This window comes from Streptomyces sp. NPDC088762, from assembly GCF_044750905.1.
Lineage (GTDB): Bacteria > Actinomycetota > Actinomycetes > Streptomycetales > Streptomycetaceae > Streptomyces.
On the sequence record NZ_JBIVKT010000005.1, the window covers coordinates 149,251 to 171,189 of the forward strand.

Annotated in this window: 14 protein-coding genes; 8 read left to right on the top strand and 6 right to left on the bottom strand. The window is 73.1% G+C overall.

The annotated features are described in order from the left end of the window. Positions 1-185 precede the first annotated feature (185 nt). The 4 genes from ACIP5M_RS14940 to ACIP5M_RS14955 are packed head-to-tail and all read left to right on the top strand — an operon-like array spanning position 186 to position 5,854. A complete protein-coding gene (locus ACIP5M_RS14940; RefSeq protein WP_401196652.1) occupies positions 186-1,364 on the top strand; it encodes a caspase family protein in 1,179 nt (392 codons plus the stop codon). Continuing rightward, complete coding sequence (locus tag ACIP5M_RS14945) at positions 1,361-2,677, top strand: hypothetical protein (protein ID WP_401196654.1); 1,317 nt, start codon at positions 1,361-1,363, stop codon at positions 2,675-2,677. The genes ACIP5M_RS14940 and ACIP5M_RS14945 overlap by 4 nt, the downstream gene beginning before the upstream one ends. Next, the gene (locus tag ACIP5M_RS14950) at positions 2,674-3,714 is read left to right on the top strand and encodes a hypothetical protein (protein ID WP_401196656.1); all 1,041 of its coding nucleotides are present in this window, start codon (positions 2,674-2,676) and stop codon (positions 3,712-3,714) included. Before ACIP5M_RS14945 ends, ACIP5M_RS14950 begins: the two co-directional genes overlap by 4 nt. A gap of 55 nt (positions 3,715-3,769) precedes the next feature. Then, the gene (locus ACIP5M_RS14955) at positions 3,770-5,854 is read left to right on the top strand and encodes an FUSC family protein (protein ID WP_401196659.1); all 2,085 of its coding nucleotides are present in this window, start codon (positions 3,770-3,772) and stop codon (positions 5,852-5,854) included. Between the two features lie 171 nt (positions 5,855-6,025). Here ACIP5M_RS14955 and ACIP5M_RS14960 read toward each other — a convergent pair whose 3' ends face one another. Together ACIP5M_RS14960 and ACIP5M_RS14965 are read right to left on the bottom strand one after the other, a co-directional pair. Next, a complete protein-coding gene (locus ACIP5M_RS14960) occupies positions 6,026-6,982 on the bottom strand; it encodes an FAD binding domain-containing protein (RefSeq protein WP_401196662.1) in 957 nt (318 codons plus the stop codon). Beyond that, positions 6,979-9,546: a molybdopterin-dependent oxidoreductase gene (locus ACIP5M_RS14965; RefSeq protein ID WP_401196664.1), complete on the bottom strand. Its 2,568-nt coding sequence runs from the start codon at positions 9,544-9,546 to the stop codon at positions 6,979-6,981. Before ACIP5M_RS14965 ends, ACIP5M_RS14960 begins: the two co-directional genes overlap by 4 nt. Before the next feature lie 328 nt (positions 9,547-9,874). Between ACIP5M_RS14965 and ACIP5M_RS14970 the strand changes: the two genes are divergently transcribed. Continuing rightward, entirely contained in the window at positions 9,875-13,840 is a 3,966-nt protein-coding gene (locus tag ACIP5M_RS14970; protein WP_401196667.1) for a Pls/PosA family non-ribosomal peptide synthetase, read from the top strand. Between the two features lie 63 nt (positions 13,841-13,903). Beyond that, positions 13,904-15,226, top strand: a complete 1,323-nt coding sequence (locus ACIP5M_RS14975; protein ID WP_401196670.1) for a M1 family metallopeptidase — start codon at positions 13,904-13,906, stop codon at positions 15,224-15,226. 54 nt (positions 15,227-15,280) lie between these two features. Here the strand turns inward: ACIP5M_RS14975 and ACIP5M_RS14980 are convergent, their stop codons facing one another. The 3 genes from ACIP5M_RS14980 to katG form a co-directional block, all read right to left on the bottom strand. After that, positions 15,281-16,465 carry a cytochrome P450 gene (locus tag ACIP5M_RS14980; protein ID WP_401196672.1) on the bottom strand — a complete coding sequence of 395 codons (1,185 nt, stop codon included), beginning with the start codon at positions 16,463-16,465 and terminating at the stop codon, positions 15,281-15,283. Continuing rightward, on the bottom strand, positions 16,455-17,162 hold the full coding sequence (locus ACIP5M_RS14985) for a tRNA-dependent cyclodipeptide synthase (RefSeq protein WP_401196674.1): 708 nt from the start codon (positions 17,160-17,162) through the stop codon (positions 16,455-16,457). Before ACIP5M_RS14985 ends, ACIP5M_RS14980 begins: the two co-directional genes overlap by 11 nt. Before the next feature lie 204 nt (positions 17,163-17,366). Further along, the gene (katG, locus tag ACIP5M_RS14990; RefSeq protein WP_401197209.1) at positions 17,367-19,598 is read right to left on the bottom strand and encodes a catalase/peroxidase HPI; all 2,232 of its coding nucleotides are present in this window, start codon (positions 19,596-19,598) and stop codon (positions 17,367-17,369) included. A gap of 350 nt (positions 19,599-19,948) precedes the next feature. On the opposite strand from katG, the gene ACIP5M_RS14995 reads away from it, so the two are divergent. Continuing rightward, on the top strand, positions 19,949-20,374 hold the full coding sequence (locus tag ACIP5M_RS14995) for a Fur family transcriptional regulator (protein ID WP_401196677.1): 426 nt from the start codon (positions 19,949-19,951) through the stop codon (positions 20,372-20,374). 11 nt (positions 20,375-20,385) lie between these two features. Here ACIP5M_RS14995 and ACIP5M_RS15000 read toward each other — a convergent pair whose 3' ends face one another. After that, entirely contained in the window at positions 20,386-21,270 is an 885-nt protein-coding gene (locus ACIP5M_RS15000) for an MBL fold metallo-hydrolase (protein WP_401196679.1), read from the bottom strand. Between the two features lie 133 nt (positions 21,271-21,403). On the opposite strand from ACIP5M_RS15000, the gene ACIP5M_RS15005 reads away from it, so the two are divergent. Further along, a complete protein-coding gene (locus tag ACIP5M_RS15005) occupies positions 21,404-21,832 on the top strand; it encodes a MarR family winged helix-turn-helix transcriptional regulator (RefSeq protein WP_401196682.1) in 429 nt (142 codons plus the stop codon). The last annotated feature ends 107 nt before the right edge of the window (positions 21,833-21,939 follow it).

Genomic DNA, 21,939 nt, shown 5'->3' on the forward strand with positions numbered 1-21,939 from the left:
GGACGGGGATGCCGGTGTGCTCGTCCGCCTTCCTGCTGAACGCGCCCGCGAATTCGTGGATTTGCCCAGTCGTCGTCGCTGAACGTTCTTGCCGGTCACGGTCTCCGAGGGACAGTTGCCGCATTCATTCCTATAATAGGAACAAAGCCTCCCACCGGCCTGCCGGTGCGTCACGCGGAGGTCCCATGGCCCGTTTCACCGTGCATCTCGACGAGAACGCGGGGCCCGGCGCCACGCACGCGCTCGTCATCGGGGTCGGGGCGTACGCGCATCTGGACGGCGGCCCGGAGCCGACGGATCACGCGGGAGCCGTGGGGATGCGGCAGCTGTCCTCGCCACCCGTCTCGGCGCGCGCGTTCGCCACCTGGATGATCGACCAATACCACGACAGGGACAGGCCGCTCGGGAGCCTGGCCCTCCTGTTGAGCGAGGCGGCTCCCACCCCCTTCGTCCACCCGAAGACGGCCGCGCCGCAGGACGTGGAAGCGGCAGCCATCGACAACATCGTGGCCGCCGTCACGGAGTGGAAGGACCGGGGCGACCACGACCCGGCCCGCCTGGTCTTCTACTTCTGCGGCCACGGCGTCTCGCTGGGTGTCGACACCTCGCTGCTGGCGGCGGACATGTTCGCCGACGAGAACAGCCCGATGAACGGAGCCCTGCACTTCGAGGCACTGTGGCGGGGACTGAGCAGCTGCCGCGCCGCCCAGCAGGTCTTCTTCGTCGACGCCTGCCGGGCCGGCTCCGACCGACTCCTGCACGCGGTGGGCACGGACAACCTGGGACGGGTCCCGGTCTCCGGGAACAGAAGGCCCGACGGGTTTCTGCCCCGCGAGCACGCCGTCATCTTCGCGACCCTGCACGGGGAAGAGTCCTTCGCGCGCGCCGGGGCCAAGAGCCTATTCACCGACGCCCTGCTGCGCGGCTTCGACGGGGCCGGGAGCGAGAACGTCGAAGGCCGGGTGTGGCGGGTGACCACCGACACGCTGAAGCACGCGATCACCCGCTTCATGAAGGAGCCCGCGTTCCGGGGATCCGTCACGACCGCCCCCACCCCGGTCAGCCCCGAGTCCTTCGACTTCGACTTCCACGAACTGAGGGGCGACCCGGTCGTCCCGGTGTACATCGGCTGCCGGCCCCCGGAGGACAACGCACGCGCCGAGTTCTTCTGCCGGCATCCCCGGCAGGAGCCGCGGCGGCGGCCGCCGCCCGAGCCCGGCGAAGAACCCGACCTGCGCGAGTGGGCCCTGGACCTGCCCTTCGGGACGTACCAGGTCGAAGCCGTCCTCGGCCCCGGGGACGTGCGCACGGAGGAACTCGACGCCCGTCCGCCGCTGTTCCGCATGGGACTGGCCAGGCCATGAGCACCACGCTCGCCGTCCGGCTCCTCCTCTCGTCCGCCGGGGAGTCCAACGACGCGGTGATCGTCGGCGACATCCTCTCGGCCGACCTCTCGGGTGAAAGCCGGCGCAACATCCTCATCCCGTGCGGGAGTTCACCCCGCCCCACGGCGTACGAGGTGCCGCCCGGCCGCTACCTCGTGTCGGCCACCCTGCCGTCCGGACTGGTGCTCACGGAGAACGCCGTGGCGGTGGCGGGCAAGGAGACCCCGGTGGAGTTCGTCATGACGGACTCGCCGTACGAGACGCACTCCTGGCAGTACCTCATGGGCAACATCGAGCCGGGCCGGGTCTACCACAGCCCCGCCGAGGTCCCGCTCGCCGAGTCGGTCGCCTCGCGCTCCATGGCCGCCGCCTCGCGCACCGCCCCGCCCGCCGCCTCCACCGCGAGGCCGGACGGCGCCGCCCCCGAGACGGCCGTGGAACTGACCGGGCTCGCCACCTGGGTCGGGGACGCCGCACCCGAGCGCTGCACCTTCGCGGCGGTGCTGGCACTGGCCGAGGCCCCGCCGGACCGCCCGGTCGCCCGCCTGCTCGCCCGGGGCGAGCCCCGCCCCCTGCCGGCGCCCGACGTACGCGGGGAGGAGGTCACACCGCTCTACCGGTTCGGTCCGGACGGGCCGGTCGGATCCCCCGGCGAGCCCCCTGGTGACCGGCAGTTCCTGGTCGTGGAGTTCGCCGGATCCGTACGGCTGGTCACCCTCCCGCTGCCCTGGCGCCGGAGAGAGGTCGAAGTCCTGGTCAATCTCCGGCAGAGCCCGACCGGCAGCGCCGTCTCCGTGGCCGTCCGCGATCCGGCGGTCGGAGCGGGGCTCGCGTACATGTCCCAGGGCGCCCTCGACATGGCGGCCGAGCTCTTCACCGACGTCGAGGAGATGCTCTACTCCAAGTTCCAGAACCCGCTCGCGGCGGCAGCCGGGGCCTACGTCCTCATCGGCACCGACCACTCGAGGGGCGAGACGTACTGGGACCCGTGGCTGGAGCACCTCGCCGACTCCTTCCCCCGGATCGGCGACGGCGCGATCCTGCGAGCGGTACGGCTGCTGCGCCGCGCCTCGCCCGACCGGGAGCAGGCGCGGGAGAGGCTGATCGAGGCCTTCGACCGCGGCATCCCGTACTACACGCTCGGGCTGATCTGGCTCGTCGACGGCCTGTCCGCCTTCCCGGACGACCCCGCATGCGCACGCCGCCTCGACGAGGCGCGCCGGCTGTCGTGGCTGGCCGACATGCGCGAGCCGTTCCTGATCCTCGACCTGCGCCAAAGGAGTGCCCGATGATCCGGCTCAGGATGCTGCCCGCGGAGGACGGCGACTGCCTGCTCCTCGAATACGGCGACGGCTCGTTCGTCCGGCGGATCCTCTTCGACGGCGGGCGGCACGGCACGTACGGGCGGATCAAGCCCCTGCTCGCAGAACTGGACGGCCTGATCGACGTACTCGTGGTGACCCATGTCGACCAGGACCACATCCTCGGCGCCTTGGCGCTGCTGGAAGACCCGGACCGGACCGTGGAGTTCGGCGACGTCTGGTTCAACGGCTTCGACCACCTCCAGGACCGCGAGGTCTTCGGCGCGGTGGAGGGGGAGAAGGTGACCACCGCGCTGCTCACCCAGCACCTTCCCTGGAACAAGGCCTTCGAGGGCCGCAGCATCGAACTGAGGCACCCGCTCACCTGGTTCGACGACGGATCCTCGATGGAGGTGCTCGCGCCGGACCGCAGGCTGCTGGAGTCGCTGATTCCCACGTGGAAGACGAAGTGCGAGCAGGCGGGGCTGATCCCGGGCGTGGACCCCATGGAGAGGGAGCTCGCGCCCGGCATCGAGCACTTCGGCGCGATCGACGTCGACGAGCTGGCCGCCACCCCGTTCAGACGGGACGGCTCCCCGACCAACCCGACCAGCATTGCCCTGCTGTTCGAGTTCGAGGGCACCCGGATCGTCTTCACCGGCGACGCGGACGATCCGCGCCTGGTGGCCTCCATCCGCCCGCGCGCCGAAGCCGAGGGCGGACGGCTGCGGATCGACGCCCTGAAGGTCGCCCACCACGGCAGCTCCAAGAACCTCTCCAACAACCTCCTGGAACTCCTCGACTGCGGCCGCTACCTCATCTCCACCAACGGAAGGATCCACGGCCACCCGGACGACGTCGCCATCGCCCGGATCCTCAAGCACGGCGGCCCGGCCAAGGACCTCGTCTTCAACTACCGGGACCGGGCGGCGAACTGGGACCTCGACGGCCTGAAGCAGGACTTCGGCTACACCGTGCTGGCACCCGGACCGGGCGACGAGGACGGCTTTGTCACCGTGGAGTTCTGACCGCCGGCCCGGGCGCCGGATCCCCGCGGCGTACCTCGCCGCGGGGCGCCGCGCGGTGCGGGTGACGCTGGTCGGCACCGCCGGGTTCTACCTGTTCCTGTACGGTTTCGGATCGGCCACCGGCGCCACGTACGCGCTGTTCTCGGCCGTGGCACTGGCCGGGCTCTCGCGGATCCCCGGCACGGGACCCCAGCGGGCCTCCCTGGTGCTGCGGCTGCTCCCGGTCTGCTGGCTGCTCGTCGTGATCGGCACCTACCTGTCCGTCCGGACGTGGAGCGCGGTGACCGGCATGCTGATCGTCGGCTTCGTCCTGGCCTTCGCCGCCGTCGGCGGACCGCGACCGGCGGGAGCCGGACCGGGGCTGCAACTGCTCTACATCCTGCCGTCCTTCCCGCCGTACGATCCGGGCTCGCTCGGCGAGCGGCTGACCGGCACGACCGTCGGCCTCGCCCTGCTCTTCCTCGCCGAGCGCCACCTCTTCCCCGAACCGCCGACGCCCTCCTACCGGGAACTGGCCGCGCGCGCCGCGCAGACCGCCGGGCGCTGCGCCGGGGAGCTGGCCGGGCCGCCGTACGCACCCTCGCGCGCCGTGCTCGGGGCGGCGCGCGAGGCGACTGCGAACCTGCGGTTCCCGAGCGTGCCGGAGGCCGACCGCCCGGCGGGGCCGGGCGTGCGAGAGCGGGCTCTGGCGCACACCGGCCTGGCCGCACGGACCCTGCTGAGCCGGCTGTCGGTGCTCCCCGGCGGAGCGGGGGGCGGCGCTCCGGCCGTCCTGCGGGCCGTGCAGCGCCTCGCGGAGCGGACCGCCGAGTGCCTGCGACAGCGGGTGGGCACCGGGCCCGGGGAGGCGTACGGGGAACTCGTCGCGGCGCGGGGAGAGCTGGCCCGGATGCCGGCGGATCCCGTCGCTCCCGCGGTGCTGCGCCGGCACGCGGCGGTACTGGAGGTGGCGGATGCGGCGCTGGCGATGGCGACGGCCGCCGACCTCGCCGTCCGGGGCCGGGCCGCGGCGGGGGACGCGGCGGCGGGGCGGTTCTGGTACGCCCGGATGAGCGCCCCGCGGCTGTGGTGGCACCGGATCCAGGGTCACGCGGGGCAGCGGTCGGTGTTCTTCCAGAACGCGGTGCGGATCAGCCTCGCCCTGACGGCGGCCCGGCTGGTCGCCGGGCTGGACACGCTGCCGCACGGCTTCTGGGCGATGCTGGCGACCCTGAGCCTGACGCGCACGACCGCGGGCGAGACGTGGAGCACGGTCCGGGTCGCGCTGGCCGGTACGTTCCTCGGCGCGCTGCTGACGGCGGGGCTGCTGTCCCTGGCGGGCTCCGACACGGCGGTGTACGCGGCCGTGCTGCCGGTGTGGATGCTGTTCTCCTTCACCGTCGGGCCGGTCCGGGGGGTGGGGTGGGCGCAGGGGCTGTTCACGGTGCTGGTGGCGCTGGTGTTCGTCCAGTTGGCGCCGGCGACCTGGCAACTGGCCGAGTTCCGCCTGCTGGACGTGCTGATCGGCAGCGCGATCGGCGCCGTGTTCGGGATCCTGGCCTGGCCCCGGGGCGCGCACGACGAGCTGGGACGCGCGGCGGCCGGGCTGCTGCGCGCGGCGGCGGAGATCGTGGTCGCGACCGGCACCGCGGTGGCGGCGGGCGGGGAGCGCGAGGAGGCCGGCCGGATCCCCGGCCACCGGTCCCTCCGGCACGCGCTGGTCCTGGCGGAGTCGGCGTACGCGCAGTTCCGCAGCGAGCCCACCCGCTTCGGGGACGCCGGCAGGAAACCGAGGGCGGACGGGCGAGACCGGCGGGCCGACTGGCAGGCCGTCCTGATGGCGGGGCACCACGTCCTGTGGGGCGCCGACCGGCTGCTGACGGGGGAACCGGGGCGGGCCGCACCTCCCCTGGGCCGGGAGGCGGCCGCAGCACTGACCCGGCTCGGGGACCGGGTGGCCGGTCGGATGCTGCTGGTCTCGGCGCTGCTGGACCCGGGCGGGGACACCCCGGCGGCGCCGGTCCCGCTCCGCGACCCGGGGTTCGACGGGTTCGAGGCGGAACCGGCCGGCGCGCCGCGGCCGTACTACGCGACGGTGTCGTGGCTGGACTCCCTGATGGGCGACCTGGAGCGGATCACTGCCCCGGGGGTGTCGCCCTAGGGCCTGTCGTCAAACTCCCGTCTGCCCCGCGACGCCTGGCACGCGCTCTCGCCGCACCGGGCGGAATCCCGAGTACGTCCAGTACGAGGTCTTCCCCCCGGCACGCCGAGAGCACGCACCAGACGCCGCGTGGCCGCCCTGCGGGCGACGACGGGAGTTTGACGACAGGCCCTAGCGGGCGCGGCCCACCGCCCGTTCCAGGGCTTCGAGGACGGTGTCGCGGAACAGGGTCGCCTTGTAGCCGGTCTGCGGCAGGGGCCGGCAGCGGTCGAGCACGGTCGCGGCCGCTGCGGCGAGGACCTCGGGGGTGGCCTCGCGGTCGATCAGGGCGGCCTCCACCTCCGGCAGGCGCAGCGGAGCCCGCGCCACCCCGCCCGCCGCCACGGCGGCGTGCCTGACGGTGGTGCCGTCGAGCGCGAGCCGGGCGGTGGCCTCCACCAGAGGCCATTCGGCGTGGGCCCGGCTGGTGGCCCGGTGGCAGGCGGCGCGTTCCCCGGGCAGGGGAGCGGGCAGCCGGACCGCCGTGAGGATGCGGTGCGGCGGCAGCAGATGGTCGGTGCGGGCCAGCAGGTCACCCTCGCCGTACAAGGCGGCCACGCTGCGCGGGGATTCGCCGTGGATCTCGGCCTCGGCGTCGTAGGTGAGCAGGGCCATGGCGAGGGTGGACGGGTGCGGGGTGATGCACCGACCGTTGCCGCTGACCACGCCGAAGTGGTGGTCGCCCTCACGCGCCGGGCAGTCGGTGCCGCCCTTCTGCAGGCAGCTGACGTGCGGATTGCGGAAGTACCAACAGCGGTTGCGCTGCAGCAGGTTGCCGCCCAGGGTGCCCGCGGCGCGGATCTGCGGGGTGGCCGCCGTCCCGGCCGAGATCGCCAGGGCCGGCCAGCCGGCGCGCACCTGCGGGTCGTCGGCCAGCTCGGCGAGGGAGGTCAGCGCACCGATCCGCAGCCCGCCGCCGCGCAGCGGGCCGACACCGCGCAGATGCGCCACGCCGGCCAGGTCGGTGAACGGTCCCGGGGAGATCCCGCTGCGCTGCCGGGCGGTGGTGTCGGTGCCACCGGCGCGCAGCTCCCCGCCGCGGGCCTGCACGGCGGCCGAGAGGTCGGTGAGGGTGGGCTCGGTGCTCACGTACCCAGTCCTTCCAGGAGCCGGTCGGGGCGGATGGGCAGGTCGTACGGGCGCCAACCGGTCGCATCGCGGACCGCGTTGGCCAGGCACGCCGCGGTGGGCAGGGTCGCGATCTCGCCGAGGCCGACACCGCCGCCGGGGACGTGCTCGAAGCCCTCCTGATGGAAGTGGACCGTGATCTCGGGGGTGTCGCCGATCCCGGGGAGCCGGTAGTCCTCCAGGTTGTCGGTCAGCACCCGGCCGGTCACCGGGTCGACGCGCCGTTCCTCGTACAGTGCGTAACCGAGGCCCTGCACCACGGCGCCCTCGCACTGGCTGCGGGCCAGCCGGTCCTCGTGGATACGGCCCGCGGCGATGCCGCTCCACACGCTCAGCGGGCGGATCCGGCCGAGCCGTGTGTCCACCTCGACCTCGGCGACCTGCACCGATCCGGTGAAGCCGCGGCCGATCGCGACACCCCCCATCGTGAAGAAGGGGACGGCGAAGCCCCGGCGGTCGCGGGGTCGCCGGCCGGTCACCCGTACCCCGTCCGCCGTTTCCAGCCGGGCGGCGACGTCATCGCCGCCGAGCGCTTCGCGCAGCCGGGCGGCGGCGTCCGCGGCGGCGGGTGCGAGGGAGGGCGTGGTGCGGCTGCCGCCGGACGTGGGGCCGTGGACGGTACCGCTGCGGCCGACCTCGGCGAGCACCAGCCGCTCCGGCACGCCGAGTGCCTCGGCGACCGCCCGGCGCAGCACGGTCCGCGCGCCCGTGCCCATGTCCTGTACGGCGCTGCGCGCGACGACGACCCCGTCCTCCACGGTGAGCTCGACCTCGGCGACGGGGTCGACGAAGTACAGCCAGTTGGCCGCCGCGACGCCGACACCGCGCCGGTAGCGCCCCGTTCCCCCACGGGGGCCCGCCCAGACCGGCAGTGCGGCGGCCCGGTCGTACAGGGCGTGCCGCTTGGGGTTGCCGTCCCAGCGGCGGCGCAGGGCGATCGGGTCCTCGCCGAGCCGGCGGGCCATCTCGTCGACGGCCTGCTCCAGGGCCCAGCACAGCGGCGGTCCGCCCGGGCCGCGGAACGGGGCGCCGGGGGGCCGGTTCGTGACGGTGTCGAAGTCGCGGAGCCGGCGCGGGGCCTTGCCGTACATGAACCGGGCCTGCGCCGCCACGGAGCCGCCCACCGCGACCCCGCCGTCGCTGTCCGCGTCCATGGCCAGCGCACTCAGCTCGCCGGCCGCGTCCGCGACCATCGCCAGCCGGATCCGGGTGGCCGGCCGGTACCCGCCGTCGACGAGCTCCTCGTCCCTGTCCAGCACCACCCGCACGGGGGCGCCGTGCAGCCGGGCCAGCTCCACCGCCGCGACGACGTCGGTGGTCAGCCCCATCTTGCAGCCGAAGCCGCCCCCTACGTGGACGGCCTTCGCGATCACCCGGTCGGCGGGTACGCCGTAGCGCTCGGCGGCGAGCTCGGCCACGTGCTTCAACGACTGCGTGGACACCTCCAGGTGAAGGGTGCCGTCGACCCACTGGGCGAGGCAGGCGTGTGGTTCGAGCGGGGTGTGGGTCTGCCCGGCGGTGGTGAACACGCCCTCCACCACCCGCTCGGGGTTCCGGGCCCGGGCCTCGGTGATGCGGCGTACGGCCGTGGCGGGGCGCCTGCTCATGGCGGACGGGCCCCGCAGGTTGCCCCGCCAGCGGGCGGGCAGCAGCTGGGGCGTCTCGCCGGACCCCGGCGCCCGCTTGCGCGCGGCCTTGTCCTCGTACACCGACGGGCCCTCGCCGGCCCGCGCCCGGCGGACGTCGAGGGCCGCCGGCAGCACCTCGTAGTCCACCCGGACCCGCTCCGCGGCCGCCCGTGCGGCGGCCCGGTCCGGAGCGGCGACCGCGGCCACCGGCTGCCCGACGTACCGCACCACGCCGTCGGGAGGCAGCAGCGGCACCAGCGGAACGTCTCCGGCCTCCAGGGACCGTACGTGCGCGTGCGCGTGCGGCGAGCGGATGATCACCCCCTCCAGCAGTCCCTCGGGCCGCAGGTCCGTGGTGTACCGGGCGGAGCCGTCGGCCTTCTCCGGGGCCTCGGCGCGCGGGACCGCCGGCGCGTCCGTACCGGTCGGCGGCTCGTCGTAGTCGCCCGCGCAGGCCGCGGCCACCGCACTGAAGATCCGCTCGTACGCGCCGCAGCGGCACAGGTGGCCCGCCAGCGCGTCCGCGATCAGCTCCCGCCCCGGCCGGATGCGGCCGTGTGCGGCCCGCCACCGGTCGAAGAACGCCGCCGCCTCGACCACGAACCCCGGGGTGCAGTACCCGCACTGGAGGGCGTCCTCGCCCGCGAACGCCCGCGCCATCGGATGTCCGGCCAGGCCCTCCACCGTCGTCACCCGCCGCCCGGCCAGCAGGACCGCGGGAGTCAGGCACGACACCCGGGGCTCGCCGTCGACCTGGATGGTGCAGGCCCCGCACACCCCGCTCCCGCAGACCAGCTTGGTGCCGGTCAGACCCAGCCCGTCGCGCACCACCTCCACGGCGGCCGGGTCCTCGTCCACGTCCACCGTGCGCAGGGCGCCATTGACCTCGAACTCCACGCGACGTACTCCTCAGCCGTGGTGTGGCGACCGCCGGGCCTCGCGCTCACCTTCGGGCCCCTCGCTCACCTTCAGGCTCCTTGATATCCCGCTCCCGGGGGCGGCGCAGTTCGGCGCGCGCCCGGTGTACGGCCGTCCGGACGAAGCGGGCCCTGCGCGCGGGCGCGGCGCATTACCGTTCCTTACCGGCCACGCGCAAGCCTTTGACGGGAGAAATCCTGATGACCCGTTAGGCTGGTGGGCTGTTCGGCGCCGGACCGGAACAACCCGGGCAGACCCGGGCTCCGCCGGCGCCCCGGACCGTTCCGGGAGCGACACGCGAGGGCCGATGGCAGCCACACCAGAGCACGGTGAACTCAGCCTGCTCGACGACGGGGACGCGTACGGGGAATGCGGTCAGGAGTCCGGCCAGGATCCCGGCCACCAGACCGGAGAGCAGTCCGGAGAGCAGTCCGGCAAGTCAGCCAGGTTCTCCGCCGGGCCGGCCGCCCCCGCGCGCACCCTCGTCGACGTCTTCGAGGCCTCCGTACGGGCCCACCCCGACGAGCCCGCCCTGGACGACGGCACCGAGCAGCTGACCTACCGCGCGCTGGCAGCCGAGGTCGAGCGCCGGCGGCGCGCCCTGGCGGCCGCCGGGGTGGGGCTCGGCGACCGCGTCGGCGTACGCGTGCCCTCGGGGACCAACGAGCTCTACGCGGCCGTCCTTGCCGTGCTCGCCGCCGGCGCCGCCTACGTGCCGGTCGACGCCGAGGACCCGGACGAGCGGGCCGAACTGGTCTTCGCCGAGGCCGGGGTGCGCGCGGTACTGGGCGCCAGACGGCGCATCGAGGTCACCGGCCCCGCCGGTGACGGCGCGGCCGCCCGGCGGCCGGGCCCCGAGCACGACGCGTGGATCATCTTCACCTCCGGCTCCACGGGCAAGCCCAAGGGCGTCGCCGTCAGCCACCGCAGTGCCGCCGCCTTCGTGGACGCCGAGGCCGCGCTGTTCCTCGCCGAGGAGCCGATCGGCCCCGGCGACCGGGTCATGGCCGGACTGTCCGTCGCCTTCGACGCCTCCTGCGAGGAGATGTGGCTGGCCTGGCGCCACGGCGCCTGCCTGGTGCCCGTACCCCGCTCCCGGGTGCGCAGCGGCGCCGACCTCGGCCCCTGGCTGGTGGACCAGGAGATCACCGTGGTCTCCACCGTGCCGACCCTGGCGGCGCTCTGGGAGCCCGAGGACCTGGGTGAGGTCCGGCTGCTGATCTTCGGCGGCGAGGCCTGCCCGCCCGAGCTGACCCAGCGTCTGGTCACCGAAGGACGCGAGGTCTGGAACACCTACGGCCCCACCGAGGCCACCGTCGTCGCCTGCGCCTCCCTCCTCACCGGCGCGGAACCGATCCGCATCGGACTCCCGCTGAACGGCTGGGAGCTGGCCGTCGTCGACGAGTCCGGCGAGCCGGTGCCGATGGGCGGCAGCGGCCAGCTCGTCATCGGCGGCATCGGTCTGGCCCGCTACCTGGACCGGGACAAGGACGCCGAGAAGTACGCCCCGCTGGAATCCCTCGGCTGGCAGCGCGCCTACCGCAGCGGCGACCTCGTCCGCGCCGAACCGGAGGGGCTGGTCTTCCTCGGCCGCGGCGACGAGCAGATCAAGCTGGGCGGCCGCCGCATCGAGCTGGGCGAGGTGGACGCCGCACTCCAGGCCCTGCCCGGCGTCGCCGGCGCGGCCGCCGCCGTCCGCACGGCCCGCAGCGGCAACCAGCTCCTCGTCGGCTACCTCGTCACGCAGGAGGGCTGGGACCGCGCGGCGGCCGTCGCCCGGCTGCGCGCGGAACTGCCGGCGGCCCTCGTACCGCTGCTCGCGCCCGTCGACGAACTGCCGACCCGCACCTCGGGCAAGGTCGACCGCGACGCCCTGCCCTGGCCGCTGCCCGGGGCGGAGACCACCGGCCCCGCGGAGCAGCTCTACGGCACCGAGGCCTGGCTCGCCGAGCAGTGGAGCGAGACCCTCGGCGTGGCCGTCACCGGCGCCGCCGACGACTTCTTCGCCATCGGCGGCAACAGCCTGGCCGCCGCGCAGCTCACCACCCGGCTGCGCACCCGCTACCCCGGTGCGGCCGTGCTCGACATCTACCAGCAGCCCACCCTGCGCAAGCTGGCCCGCCGGCTGGAGAAGTCCGTACAGGACGAGGGCGGGGCCCGGACCGTCACCCCGGTTCCCCTCCGGGCCAAGGCGATCCAGTCGCTGCTGCTGCTCCCGCTGTTCACCCTGGCCGGCCTGCGCTGGACCGTGGCGCTGCTCGCCCTCGGCAACGTACTGCGCCGGCTCGGGCCCTACCCGTGGGCGCCGACCGCCTCCTGGTGGCTCGTCGCCGCCGGTGCGGCGCTGTTCTTCAGCCCGCCCGGCCGTCTCGCGATCGCGGCCGGCGGCGCCCGGCTGCTGCTGCGCGGGGTGAAGACGGGACGCCACCCGCGCGGGGGAAGAGTGCACCTGCGGCTGTGGACCGCCGAACGGCTGGCCGAGTGCGTCGGCGCCACCTCGCTCACCGGATCCTGGCTGGAGCGCTACGCCCGGGCGCTGGGCGCCAAGGTCGGCCCCGAGGTGGACCTGCACTCGCTGCCGCCGGTCACGGGAATGCTCAAGCTCGGCCGGGGCTGCGCGGTGGAGTCCGAGGTGGACCTCTCCGGGCACTGGCTGGACGGGGACCGGCTGGAGATCGGCCCCGTCAAGGTCGGTGCGGGCGCGGTGGTCGGCACCCGCAGCATGCTCTTCCCCGGCGCCCGCGTCGGCAAGCGGGCCGAGGTGGCCCCCGGCTCCGCCGTCGCCGGACAGATCCCGACCGGGCAGCGCTGGGCCGGCGCACCCGCCGTCAAAATCGGCAAGGCCAAGCACGACTGGCCCAAGGAGCGCCCGCCGCGCGGGGTGCACCGGCGCGCCCTGTACGGGGCGAGCGGATTCTGCCTCACCGCCCTGCCGGTCCTCGCGGCCCTGCCCGCCCTGCTGGTGGTGGGCCGGTTCGTGCCCGCCGGCGCCGGGCCGGCCCGGGCCCTGCAGGGGGCGCTGCTCGCCGTGGTGCCCGGGGCGCTCGCCTTCGGGTTCGCGTACGCGGCCCTGCTGCTGGTCTCCGTACGCCTGCTCAGCCTGGGACTGCGTACGGGAACCCATCCCACGCACAGCCGCACCGGCTGGCAGGCCTGGACGGTCACCCAGCTGATGGACCTGTCCCGGGAGACGCTCTTCCCGCTCTACGCCGGGCTGATCACCCCGGTGTGGCTGCGGCTGCTCGGCATGAAGATCGGCCGGGGCGCGGAGGTGTCCACGGTGCTCGCCCTGCCGAGCCTCACCACCGTGGGCGAGGGTGCGTTCCTCGCCGACGACACCCTGACCTCCCCCTACGAACTGGGCGGCGGCTGGATGAGGATCGGACCTTCCCGGATCGGCCGCCGGGCCTTCCTCGGGAACTCCGGAATGACCGCGCCGGGCCGTACCGTCCCGGACGACGGGCTGGTCGGCGTCCTGTCCGCCACCCCGAAGAAGGCCAAGAAGGGCAGCTCGTACCTGGGCCTGCCGCCGGTCCGGCTGCCGCGGTCCGCCGCGCACGCCGACCGCGGCCGGACCTACGACCCGCCCGCCCGCCTGCTCTGGGCGCGGGGACTGGTGGAGCTGTGCCGGCTCCTCCCGGTGTTCTGCTCGGCCGCCCTGGCCGTGCTGACCGTGGCGGCGCTCTGCGCGCTGACCACGGCGAGCGGTCTGGGGATCGGGGGAACCGCGCTGCTGTCCGGAGCCGTCCTGCTCGCCGCCGGCGCGGTCGCGTGCACGGTCGCGGTGGCCGCCAAGTGGCTGCTGGTGGGCCGCCACCGGGTGGGGGAGCACCCGCTGTGGAGCGGTTTCGTGTGGCGCAACGAGCTGGCCGACACCTTCGTCGAGGTGCTGGCCGTGCCGTGGCTGGTGGGATCGGTGCCCGGCACCCCGCTGATGTCCCTGTGGCTGCGCGGGCTCGGGGCGCGGATCGGCCGGGGCGTGTGGTGCGAGAGCTACTGGCTGCCCGAGACGGACCTGGTCGTGCTCGGCGACGCGGTCAGTGTGAACCGCGGCTGTGTGGTGCAGACTCACCTCTTCCACGACCGGATCTTGAGGACGGATACTGTGGTCCTCCGCGAGGGCGCCACCCTGGGCCCGGGCGGAATCGTCCTGCCCGGGAGCACGGTCGGGGCACGCAGCACCCTGGGTCCCGCATCCCTCGTGATGGCAGGGGAGTCCGTCCCCGCCGACACCCGCTGGCTGGGCAATCCGATCGAGGCGTGGCGGGCCTGAAGGGACCGTCCCGGCATCGGCACGACACGTCGTAGGAGCACAGCGCAGGGAGCGGATGGTGCAGTGAACGGCCAGAAGACAGCGGCATCGGACCCGTACTTCCCGGCCAACGGCGACCCCCGCTACCGCGTGCACCGGTACGAGCTCGCCCTGGACTACCGGCCCGTCCCCAACCGGCTGGCCGGGACGGCCCGGCTCAGCGCCATCGTCGGGCGGGAACCGCTCGCCGAGTTCCACCTGAACCTGGCCGAGTTCAGAACAGGACGGCTCCTCGTGAACGGGCGGCCGCCGCACTACACCCACCGGGGCGGCAGACTCCGTGTCCGGCCCGCCAAGGCGCTGCCCGCCGGCGCCGCCTTCACCGTGGAGGTGCACTGGGCGGGCAATCCCCGGCCGGTGCGCAGCCCCTGGGGCGGGCTCGGCTGGGAGGAGCTGACCGACGGCGCGCTGGTGGCCAGCCAGCCGGTCGGCGCACCGTCCTGGTACCCCTGCAACGACCGGCCGGCCGACAAGGCCTCGTACCAGATCTCCGTCACCACCCCTTCCGCCTACACGGTGGTGGCGGGCGGACGGCTGCTCACCAGGACGACCAGGGCCTCCACGACCACCTGGGTCTACGAGCAGCCCGCGCCGACCTCCAGCTACCTGGTCGGCCTGTCCATCGGCATGCACCGCACGGTGCTGCTCGGCGACCCGGGGCTCGACGGCGTTCCCCAGACTGCTCACGTGCCCGCGCACCTGCTGCCGCAGTTCTCCCGGGACTTCGCCCGGCAGCCCGCCATGATGCGGCTGTTCGAGGAGCTGTTCGGGCCCTACCCCTTCGGCGAGTACGCGGTCGTCGTCGCCGACGAGGAGCTGGACGTCCCGGTGGAGGCCCAGGGCCTGTCCCTGTTCGGCACCAACCACGTGGACGGCGTGCGGGGTTCGGAGCGGCTCATCGCCCACGAACTCGCCCACCAGTGGTTCGGCAACAGCGTGACCATTGCCGACTGGCGGCACATCTGGCTGAACGAGGGCTTCGCCAAGTACGCCGAATGGCTGTGGTCGGAACGCTCCGGCGGCCGCGGCGCGCACGAGACGGCGGCCGCGGCGCACCGGCTGCTCGCCGGCCGGCCGCAGGACCTGAAGCTCGCCGACCCGGGCCGCAAGCTGATGTTCGACGACCGCCTCTACCAGCGCGGGGGGCTCGCCGTGCACGCGGTCCGCCGCGCCCTGGGCGACGGCGCGTTCTTCCCGATGCTGCGGGACTGGGCCACGGTGCACCGGCACGGAGTGGTCACCACCACCGGCTTCGTCAGCCACGCCGCCCGCTATGCGGCGCAGCCGCTGGACGACCTCTTCTCGGCCTGGCTCCACCAGCCGGCCCTCCCGCCGCTGCCCGCGTAGCGGCGGGAACCGCCGCCCCCGGCCGGACGGCATCGGCCGGGGACAGCCGCGGCGCTACCAGAGCACGGGGAGGCGCTCCGGCAGGCGCTTCATGAAACGGGTGCGCCAGACGAGCTGCTCGATCGGCACGGCGAGCTGGAGACCGGGCATCTTCTCCAGGAGCACCTCGAGGGCGATCTCGGTGTGCCGCTTGCCGAGGGCGGTGGCCGGGCAGTAGTGCGCTCCGCCGCCGAAGGACAGGTGCGTGCCGGCGTTGGGCCGGTCGATGTCCACGACGTGCGGGTCGGGGAAGACGGCCGGGTCGGTGTTGGCGGCCTCGACCAGGACCAGCAGGAGTTCGCCCTTCTTCACCTCGACGTCCCCGAGGGTGACGTCCTCCAGGGCGAGGCGCGGCAGCCCGTCGCCGATGGACAGGTTGACGCGCAGGAGTTCGTCCACGGCGGCCGGGATCTTCTGCGGCTCCTTGCGCAACTGCTCCCACACCTCCGGGTGCTGGATGAGCGAGACGATCGCCATCGTCAGGAAGCCCATGGTGGAGATGACTCCGGCACCGAACAGCGTGACACCGACGGTGGCCAGCATCTCGTCCGTCAGGTGGGCGTAGTCGGGATCCTCGCGCAGGGCGGCGAGTTCGGCGATGAGCCCGGTGGTGGCGGGGTCGTCGAGGCGTTCCACCATGTAGGCGATGTCGCGGTCCCAGTTGAGCTTGGCGCCGGTGATGGGGCACGCCGAGTTCATGAACGCGATGTCGAGGCTGGCGGCCAGGCGCGGGGCGTCGGCCTGCGGGATGCCGAGGATGCGGCAGTGGAGGTGCTCGGCGTAGGGGCTCGTGAACCGGCCGCGGAGGTCGACCGGCGAGCCGTCGGTCAGCAGGCCGTCGACGAGGGCGGAGGCGTGCTCGCGCATCCAGTCGGTGAGGCCGTCGGTCTTCGGGTTGATCGCCTTGAGGACGGCCTTGCGGAGTCCCGCGCCGGTGATGTTGCCCATGTTGTTGACGACCTCCGGCGGGATCGTCAGCGCGTACTGGCGGGGCACCCCCGGGGCGGAGGTGTCCTTCAGGCTGAATCTCGGGTCTTCGAGGACCTGCTTGCACAGCTCGTAGGAGGAGACGAGCCAGGCTTGGTCCCCGGCGATCGTGCGGACCCGCTTCACCGGTTCGCCCCGGAGCTCTTCGACCTGGTGCGGGAGCTGGTCGCCGCGCGCGGAGAAGGGGAAGTCGAGAAGGGTTTCAGTGGACATCGGATTCTCCTCCGGCGGGGGTGATGACGGCGTGGCCCTGGTTGCGCGAGGCGCGCAGGCCCGAGCCGCGCGAGTAGAGCAGTTCCGCCATCGGCAGGAGCTGGTGGTAGCAGTTGAGGGAGGACGGCACGTCGAGGATGGCCGGGGTGTCCAGGAAGAGCGGCGCTTCCGCACAGACGTACTCGAGGCAGACTTCGCGCTGCCGGGTGGTGGCGGCCTTCCCGTCCAGGACCTTGGAGGAGAGGAACGCGTCGACCAGGGAGTTGCACGTGGTGCGGAACTCCGGGTCGTTGTCGAGCAGGGTGTTCAGGTGGGCGTGGATCGCGCGGTAGGCGGGGATGTCGGTGAGGGACGACATCGGGCGGGCGCGTAACCGCATGCCGGTGGGGTCGGCTTCGGCGGCGGCGTTGTTGACCTTGGCGCGTACGCCGCGCAGGTTCTTCACCGCCTTGCGGCGCGCTTCGTCGGGGGCGTAGCCGAGGGCCTCGTACATCTCGGCCACGTGCAGGTCGGTGTAGATCAGGTCGACCTGCCGGAAGCTGCGCATGCCCCAGTGGGCGAGGTCCATGACGCGGCGGGCCGAGAAGTAGCTGTTCCCCGGAGAAATGCCGATGACGGCGTGATCGCCTTCGGTGTGGATCACCTGGCAGTGCGGGGTGTAGGGACGGACTGTGAAGACTTCGGTGGCTGTCGTCAACAGGGTGTCGGATCCTCCGCGCCGCAAGTCCCAGGGGCCCTGTGCCCAAGGTGTGGCGGCGACGTGAAGGAAGCTACCGGAACGGTGTGCAGCGTTCCATGTCTTCTGAGTGACATCTCGCCTGTCGAAGATCACGGTTGTGTGGCGGCCGCCCGGACCGTCCGCGTCGGCCGGACCCGGGCCCGGCCGACACGGACGTCGTGATCAGACGAGGTCGAACCGGTCGAGGTTCATGACCTTGTCCCACGCCGCGACGAAGTCCTTCACGAACTTCTCCTTCGCGTCGTCGCTCGCGTAGACCTCCGCGAGCGCCCGCAGCTCCGAATTCGAGCCGAAGACGAGGTCGGCGCGGGTGCCGGTCCACTTGACCTGGCCCGTGGCGGTGTCGCGGGCCTCGAAGGTGTTCGCGTCCCCGGAGGTGGCCGTCCACTTCGTGCCCAGGTCGAGCAGGTTGACGAAGAAGTCGTTCGTCAGCGAACCGGGGGTGGCGGTGAGTACGCCGTGCCGCGACTGCTGGTGGTTGGCGCCCAGGACGCGCAGGCCGCCGACGAGGACCGTCAGCTCGGGGGCGCTCAGGGTCAGCAGGTTCGCCCGGTCGAGCAGCAGGTACTCGGCCGGCAGCCGGTTGCCCTTCCCGAGGTAGTTGCGGAACCCGTCGGCGGTCGGCTCGAGCGCGGCGAACGACTCCACGTCGGTCTGCTCCTGCGACGCGTCCACGCGGCCCGGGGTGAACGGAACCTCGATGTCGAAGCCGGCGTCCTTGGCGGCCTGCTCGACGGCGGCGGCGCCGGCCAGCACGATCAGGTCGGCGAGCGAGATCCGCTTGCCGCCGGTCTGGGCGGAGTTGAAGGACTCCTGGATCCCGGTCAGGGTGCGCAGTACGGTCGCCAGCTGGTCGGGCTCGTTGACCTCCCAGCCGCTCTGCGGCTGGAGGCGGATACGGGCGCCGTTGGCGCCGCCGCGCTTGTCGCTGCCGCGGAAGGACGAGGCCGCGGCCCAGGCGGTGGAGACCAGCTGCGACACCGACAGGTCGGAGGCCAGGACCTGCTGCTTGAGCGCGGCGATGTCGGCCGCGCCGACGAGCTCGTGCGTCACCGGGGGCAGCGGGTCCTGCCACAGCAGCGTCTCGCTCGGGACCTCGGGGCCGAGGTAGCGCACGACCGGGCCCATGTCACGGTGGGTCAGCTTGAACCAGGCGCGGGCGAAGGCGTCCGCGAACTCGGCGGGGTTCTCCAGGAACCGGCGCGATATCCGCTCGTACGCCGGGTCGAAGCGCAGCGAGAGGTCGGTCGTCAGCATCGTCGGGGCGTGGCTCTTCGACGGGTCGTGGGCGTCGGGCACCGTGCCGGCCCCCGCGCCGTTCTTCGGACGCCACTGGTGCGCCCCTGCGGGGCTCTTGAACAGCTCCCACTCGTGGCCGAAGAGGATCTCGAAGAAGCTGTTGTCCCAGGCCGTCGGCGTGTTCGTCCAGGTGCCCTCGAGGCCGCTGGTGATGGTGTCGCCGCCCTTGCCCGTACCGAAGGTGTTGTTCCAGCCCAGGCCCTGCTCCTCCAGGGAGGCGGCCTCGGGGTCGGCGCCCACGCTGTCGGCGGGGCCCGCGCCGTGCGTCTTGCCGAAGGTGTGGCCGCCCGCGATGAGGGCGACCGTCTCCTCGTCGTTCATCGCCATGCGGCGGAAGGTCTCACGGATGTCGCGGGCCGCGGCGAGCGGGTCCGGATTGCCGTTGGGGCCTTCGGGGTTGACGTAGATGAGGCCCATCTGCACCGCGCCGAGCGGGCTTTCCAGCTCCCGGTCGCCGGTGTAGCGCTCGTCGCCGAGCCAGGTGGTCTCGGGACCCCAGTACACGTCCTCGTCGGGCTCCCAGACGTCCGCCCGGCCGCCGCCGAAGCCGAAGGTCTCGAAGCCCATCGACTCCAGGGCGACGTTGCCGGCGAGGATCATGAGGTCGGCCCACGAGAGGCTCTGGCCGTACTTCTTCTTCACCGGCCACAGCAGGCGGCGCGCCTTGTCGAGGTTCGCGTTGTCCGGCCAGCTGTTGAGCGGGGCGAAGCGCTGCTGGCCGGCGCCGGCGCCGCCGCGGCCGTCGCTGATCCGGTAGGTGCCGGCGCTGTGCCAGGCCATCCGGACGATGAAGGGGCCGTAGTGGCCGAAGTCGGCGGGCCACCAGTCCTGGGAGGTGGTCAGCACCTGCTCGATGTCCCGCTTCACGGCGGGCAGGTCGAGGGTGTTGAACGCCGCGGCGTAGTCGAATTCCTCACCGAGGGGATTGGCCACCGCGGGGTTCTTCGCGAGGATCTTCAGGTTCAGGCGTTCAGGCCACCACTGGCGGTTTCCGCCGCCCTGGGTCGGATGCGCGGCGCGCCCGTGATCGACGGGGCAGCCACCTCCGCCCTCGGCCTTGGCGTCGGTGACGATTGCGTCGTGGTTCTCAGACATGGGAATCCTTCCGGACCAACGGATCACGGTGCTCAGGAACTGCATGCTGTGGAACTGCCGGGGTTCGGGCTCCCGGTCATGGGTCTCGGTCTCGTCGGTCGCCTCGTGGGCGGCCCCGAAGCCGAGGTGGTCACCGTCCCGGACGGTCTGGAGCCACGGGACGAGAGCGGCCGGAACGTGGGTGCCGGGTGCCGCTCTGGGGCCTTCCTGTCCCTTGGCCATCTACCGAACCGATCCTACGATGGACGCAATCCAAGTCAAGAAGCACACCAAGCCTCCATCCCATCGGATTCCGGACCTCGCCCCGCTCTTCCGGGGTGACCCCGCCGACCTGAAACAGGTGAGCCGATATGAGTGACCTGCTGGAGCGACTGCGCGCACGTGGCTGGCGGATGACCTCGCAGCGGCGGGTCGTCGCGGAGGTCCTCGACGGCGACCACACCCACCTGACGGCGGACGAGGTGCACGCCCGTGCGTCGGAGCGGCTGCCCGAGATCTCCCGGGCGACGGTCTACAACGCCCTGGGCGAACTGGTCTCCCTGGGGGAGGTCGTGGAGGTCTCCACGGACGGCCGCGCGAAGCGCTACGACCCGAACGCGCACCGGCCGCACCAGCACCTGTTGTGCTCCGGCTGCGGCCTCATCCGCGACGTCCACCCGACCGGCGACCCGCTGGCCGACCTCCCGGCCGAGGGACGTTTCGGGTTCACCGTCTCCGCGGCCGAGGTCACCTACCGGGGGCTGTGCCCGGCGTGCGCTCAGCCGGACCCCTCCTGAGGTCGTGTGACTCAGGCGTCCACGGGCCGCCAGGCCGGGCCGTCCGCGTCCTGACGGACATGTCCGAACACCACGTCGGCGAAGTGGACGCCGAAGCCGATGGTGCCGGGCTGCGCCAGCTCGGTGACAAGGCGCCGGCGGTGGCCTGCGGTCAGGGCGGGGTCGTGGTCGAAGGCCGAGGACCAGTCGGGGTGGTCGATCTGCACCGGTGAGTGTACGGCGTCGCCGAAGGCGATCAGACGCCGGCCGCCCCCGGTGATGACGTACTCGGCGTGCCCCACGGTGTGTCCCGGGGTGATCCGTACGCGCACTCCGGGGAAGATCTCCTGCCCGTCCGTGACCGTGCGGACCCGCGGGGCGAGGGCCGCGACCTCCTCGCCCATGCCCTGGGCCTCCAGGAGGTCGCGCCGGTCCCACTCCGGCTCGGAGATCAGGTACTCGGCGTGGGCGAGCAGGGGCAGCTCCCCGCCGGGGGCGGGGTGGCAGGCCCAGCCGAGGTGGTCGGAGTGCAGGTGCGTGAAGGCCACCGCTTCGATGTCCTGCGGGCTGCGGCCCAGTTGGGCCAGGCTCTGCGGGAGCGCACCTCCGCTGATCACGCCGAGCGGGCCGCCCGGGACCTCCAGCGTCCTGGGGCCGAAGCCGGCGTCGATCAGCAGCGCGCGCCCGCCGTGCTCCACGAGCAGGCCGCCGACGCTGCCCACGAGGTGGCCCGTGGCGTCCAGGTACTCCGGGTGGGCGGCCCACACCTCGTCGGTCGTGTCCTGGAGCAGTTCCAGCGGCCGGAGCCGTACGTCCCCGTCCGGCACGTACGACACCTTCGTGTCGCCCAGCCATATCGAGCGGATCCCCGCCGGCCGGCGCAGCCGTACGTCCTGGTCCAGCGCCAAGTCGCCCATGATTGCTCCCTTGTGAGTGGTCATCAGGTATGCCGCCGCCGCGTTTCCGCAGCGGCGACGCCACCATATGCATCAAGTTCGAATCATTCAAGTTATAAATATTCTGGCTTCATGGACTTGTTAGGGTGGTGTCATGACGACGCCCCCGGAACGGCAGGCCATCGCCGAGCGACAGCTGTGCGGGCTGGTCAGCGGCCTGGCCCAGCGGATCGCCGAGCACGTACGGGAGTGCGCGGGCGCGCTGGGCATCACTGCGTCCCAGGCCACCGCGCTGCGGGAGATGAGCGGGCCGATGACCATGCGGGAGCTCGCCGAACGCATGAGCTGCGAACCCTCCAACACCACCTTCGTCGTCGACAAGCTGGAGAAGCAGCACCTGATCGAGCGCCACCCGCACCCCACCGACCGCCGCGCCAAGCACCTCGTCCTCACCGCCGAGGGCACCGCACTGCGCGCCCGTCTCCTCGAACTCCTCGCCGTGGACGCCCCGCTGTCCGGCCTCGACCCGCAGGAGCAGCGCGTCCTTCACGGTCTGCTGGAGCGGGCGATCGACCGTCGTTGAGCCGGAAATCCCGCCCTCCAGGTCCGTCGACGGACGTGTTGGTGTGGAGGTTCTGTGTGCATGGCGTGAGGATGATCGGGTTGCTCCGCAGCTTTTTCGTCATGGAA

What these genes read in the sequence shown, in the direction of transcription:
- ACIP5M_RS15000 (WP_401196679.1), bottom strand. Translation starts at nt 21,270, where the DNA reads ATGGGCGACTTGGCGCTGGACCAGGACGTACGGCTGCGCCGGCCGGCG.
- ACIP5M_RS14980 (WP_401196672.1), bottom strand. Translation starts at nt 16,465, where the DNA reads ATGTCCACTGAAACCCTTCTCGACTTCCCCTTCTCCGCGCGCGGCGAC.
- ACIP5M_RS14940 (WP_401196652.1), top strand. Translation starts at nt 186, where the DNA reads ATGGCCCGTTTCACCGTGCATCTCGACGAGAACGCGGGGCCCGGCGCC.
- ACIP5M_RS14945 (WP_401196654.1), top strand. Translation starts at nt 1,361, where the DNA reads ATGAGCACCACGCTCGCCGTCCGGCTCCTCCTCTCGTCCGCCGGGGAG.
- ACIP5M_RS14970 (WP_401196667.1), top strand. Translation starts at nt 9,875, where the DNA reads ATGGCAGCCACACCAGAGCACGGTGAACTCAGCCTGCTCGACGACGGG.
- ACIP5M_RS14950 (WP_401196656.1), top strand. Translation starts at nt 2,674, where the DNA reads ATGATCCGGCTCAGGATGCTGCCCGCGGAGGACGGCGACTGCCTGCTC.
- katG (WP_401197209.1), bottom strand. Translation starts at nt 19,598, where the DNA reads ATGTCTGAGAACCACGACGCAATCGTCACCGACGCCAAGGCCGAGGGC.
- ACIP5M_RS15005 (WP_401196682.1), top strand. Translation starts at nt 21,404, where the DNA reads ATGACGACGCCCCCGGAACGGCAGGCCATCGCCGAGCGACAGCTGTGC.
- ACIP5M_RS14995 (WP_401196677.1), top strand. Translation starts at nt 19,949, where the DNA reads ATGAGTGACCTGCTGGAGCGACTGCGCGCACGTGGCTGGCGGATGACC.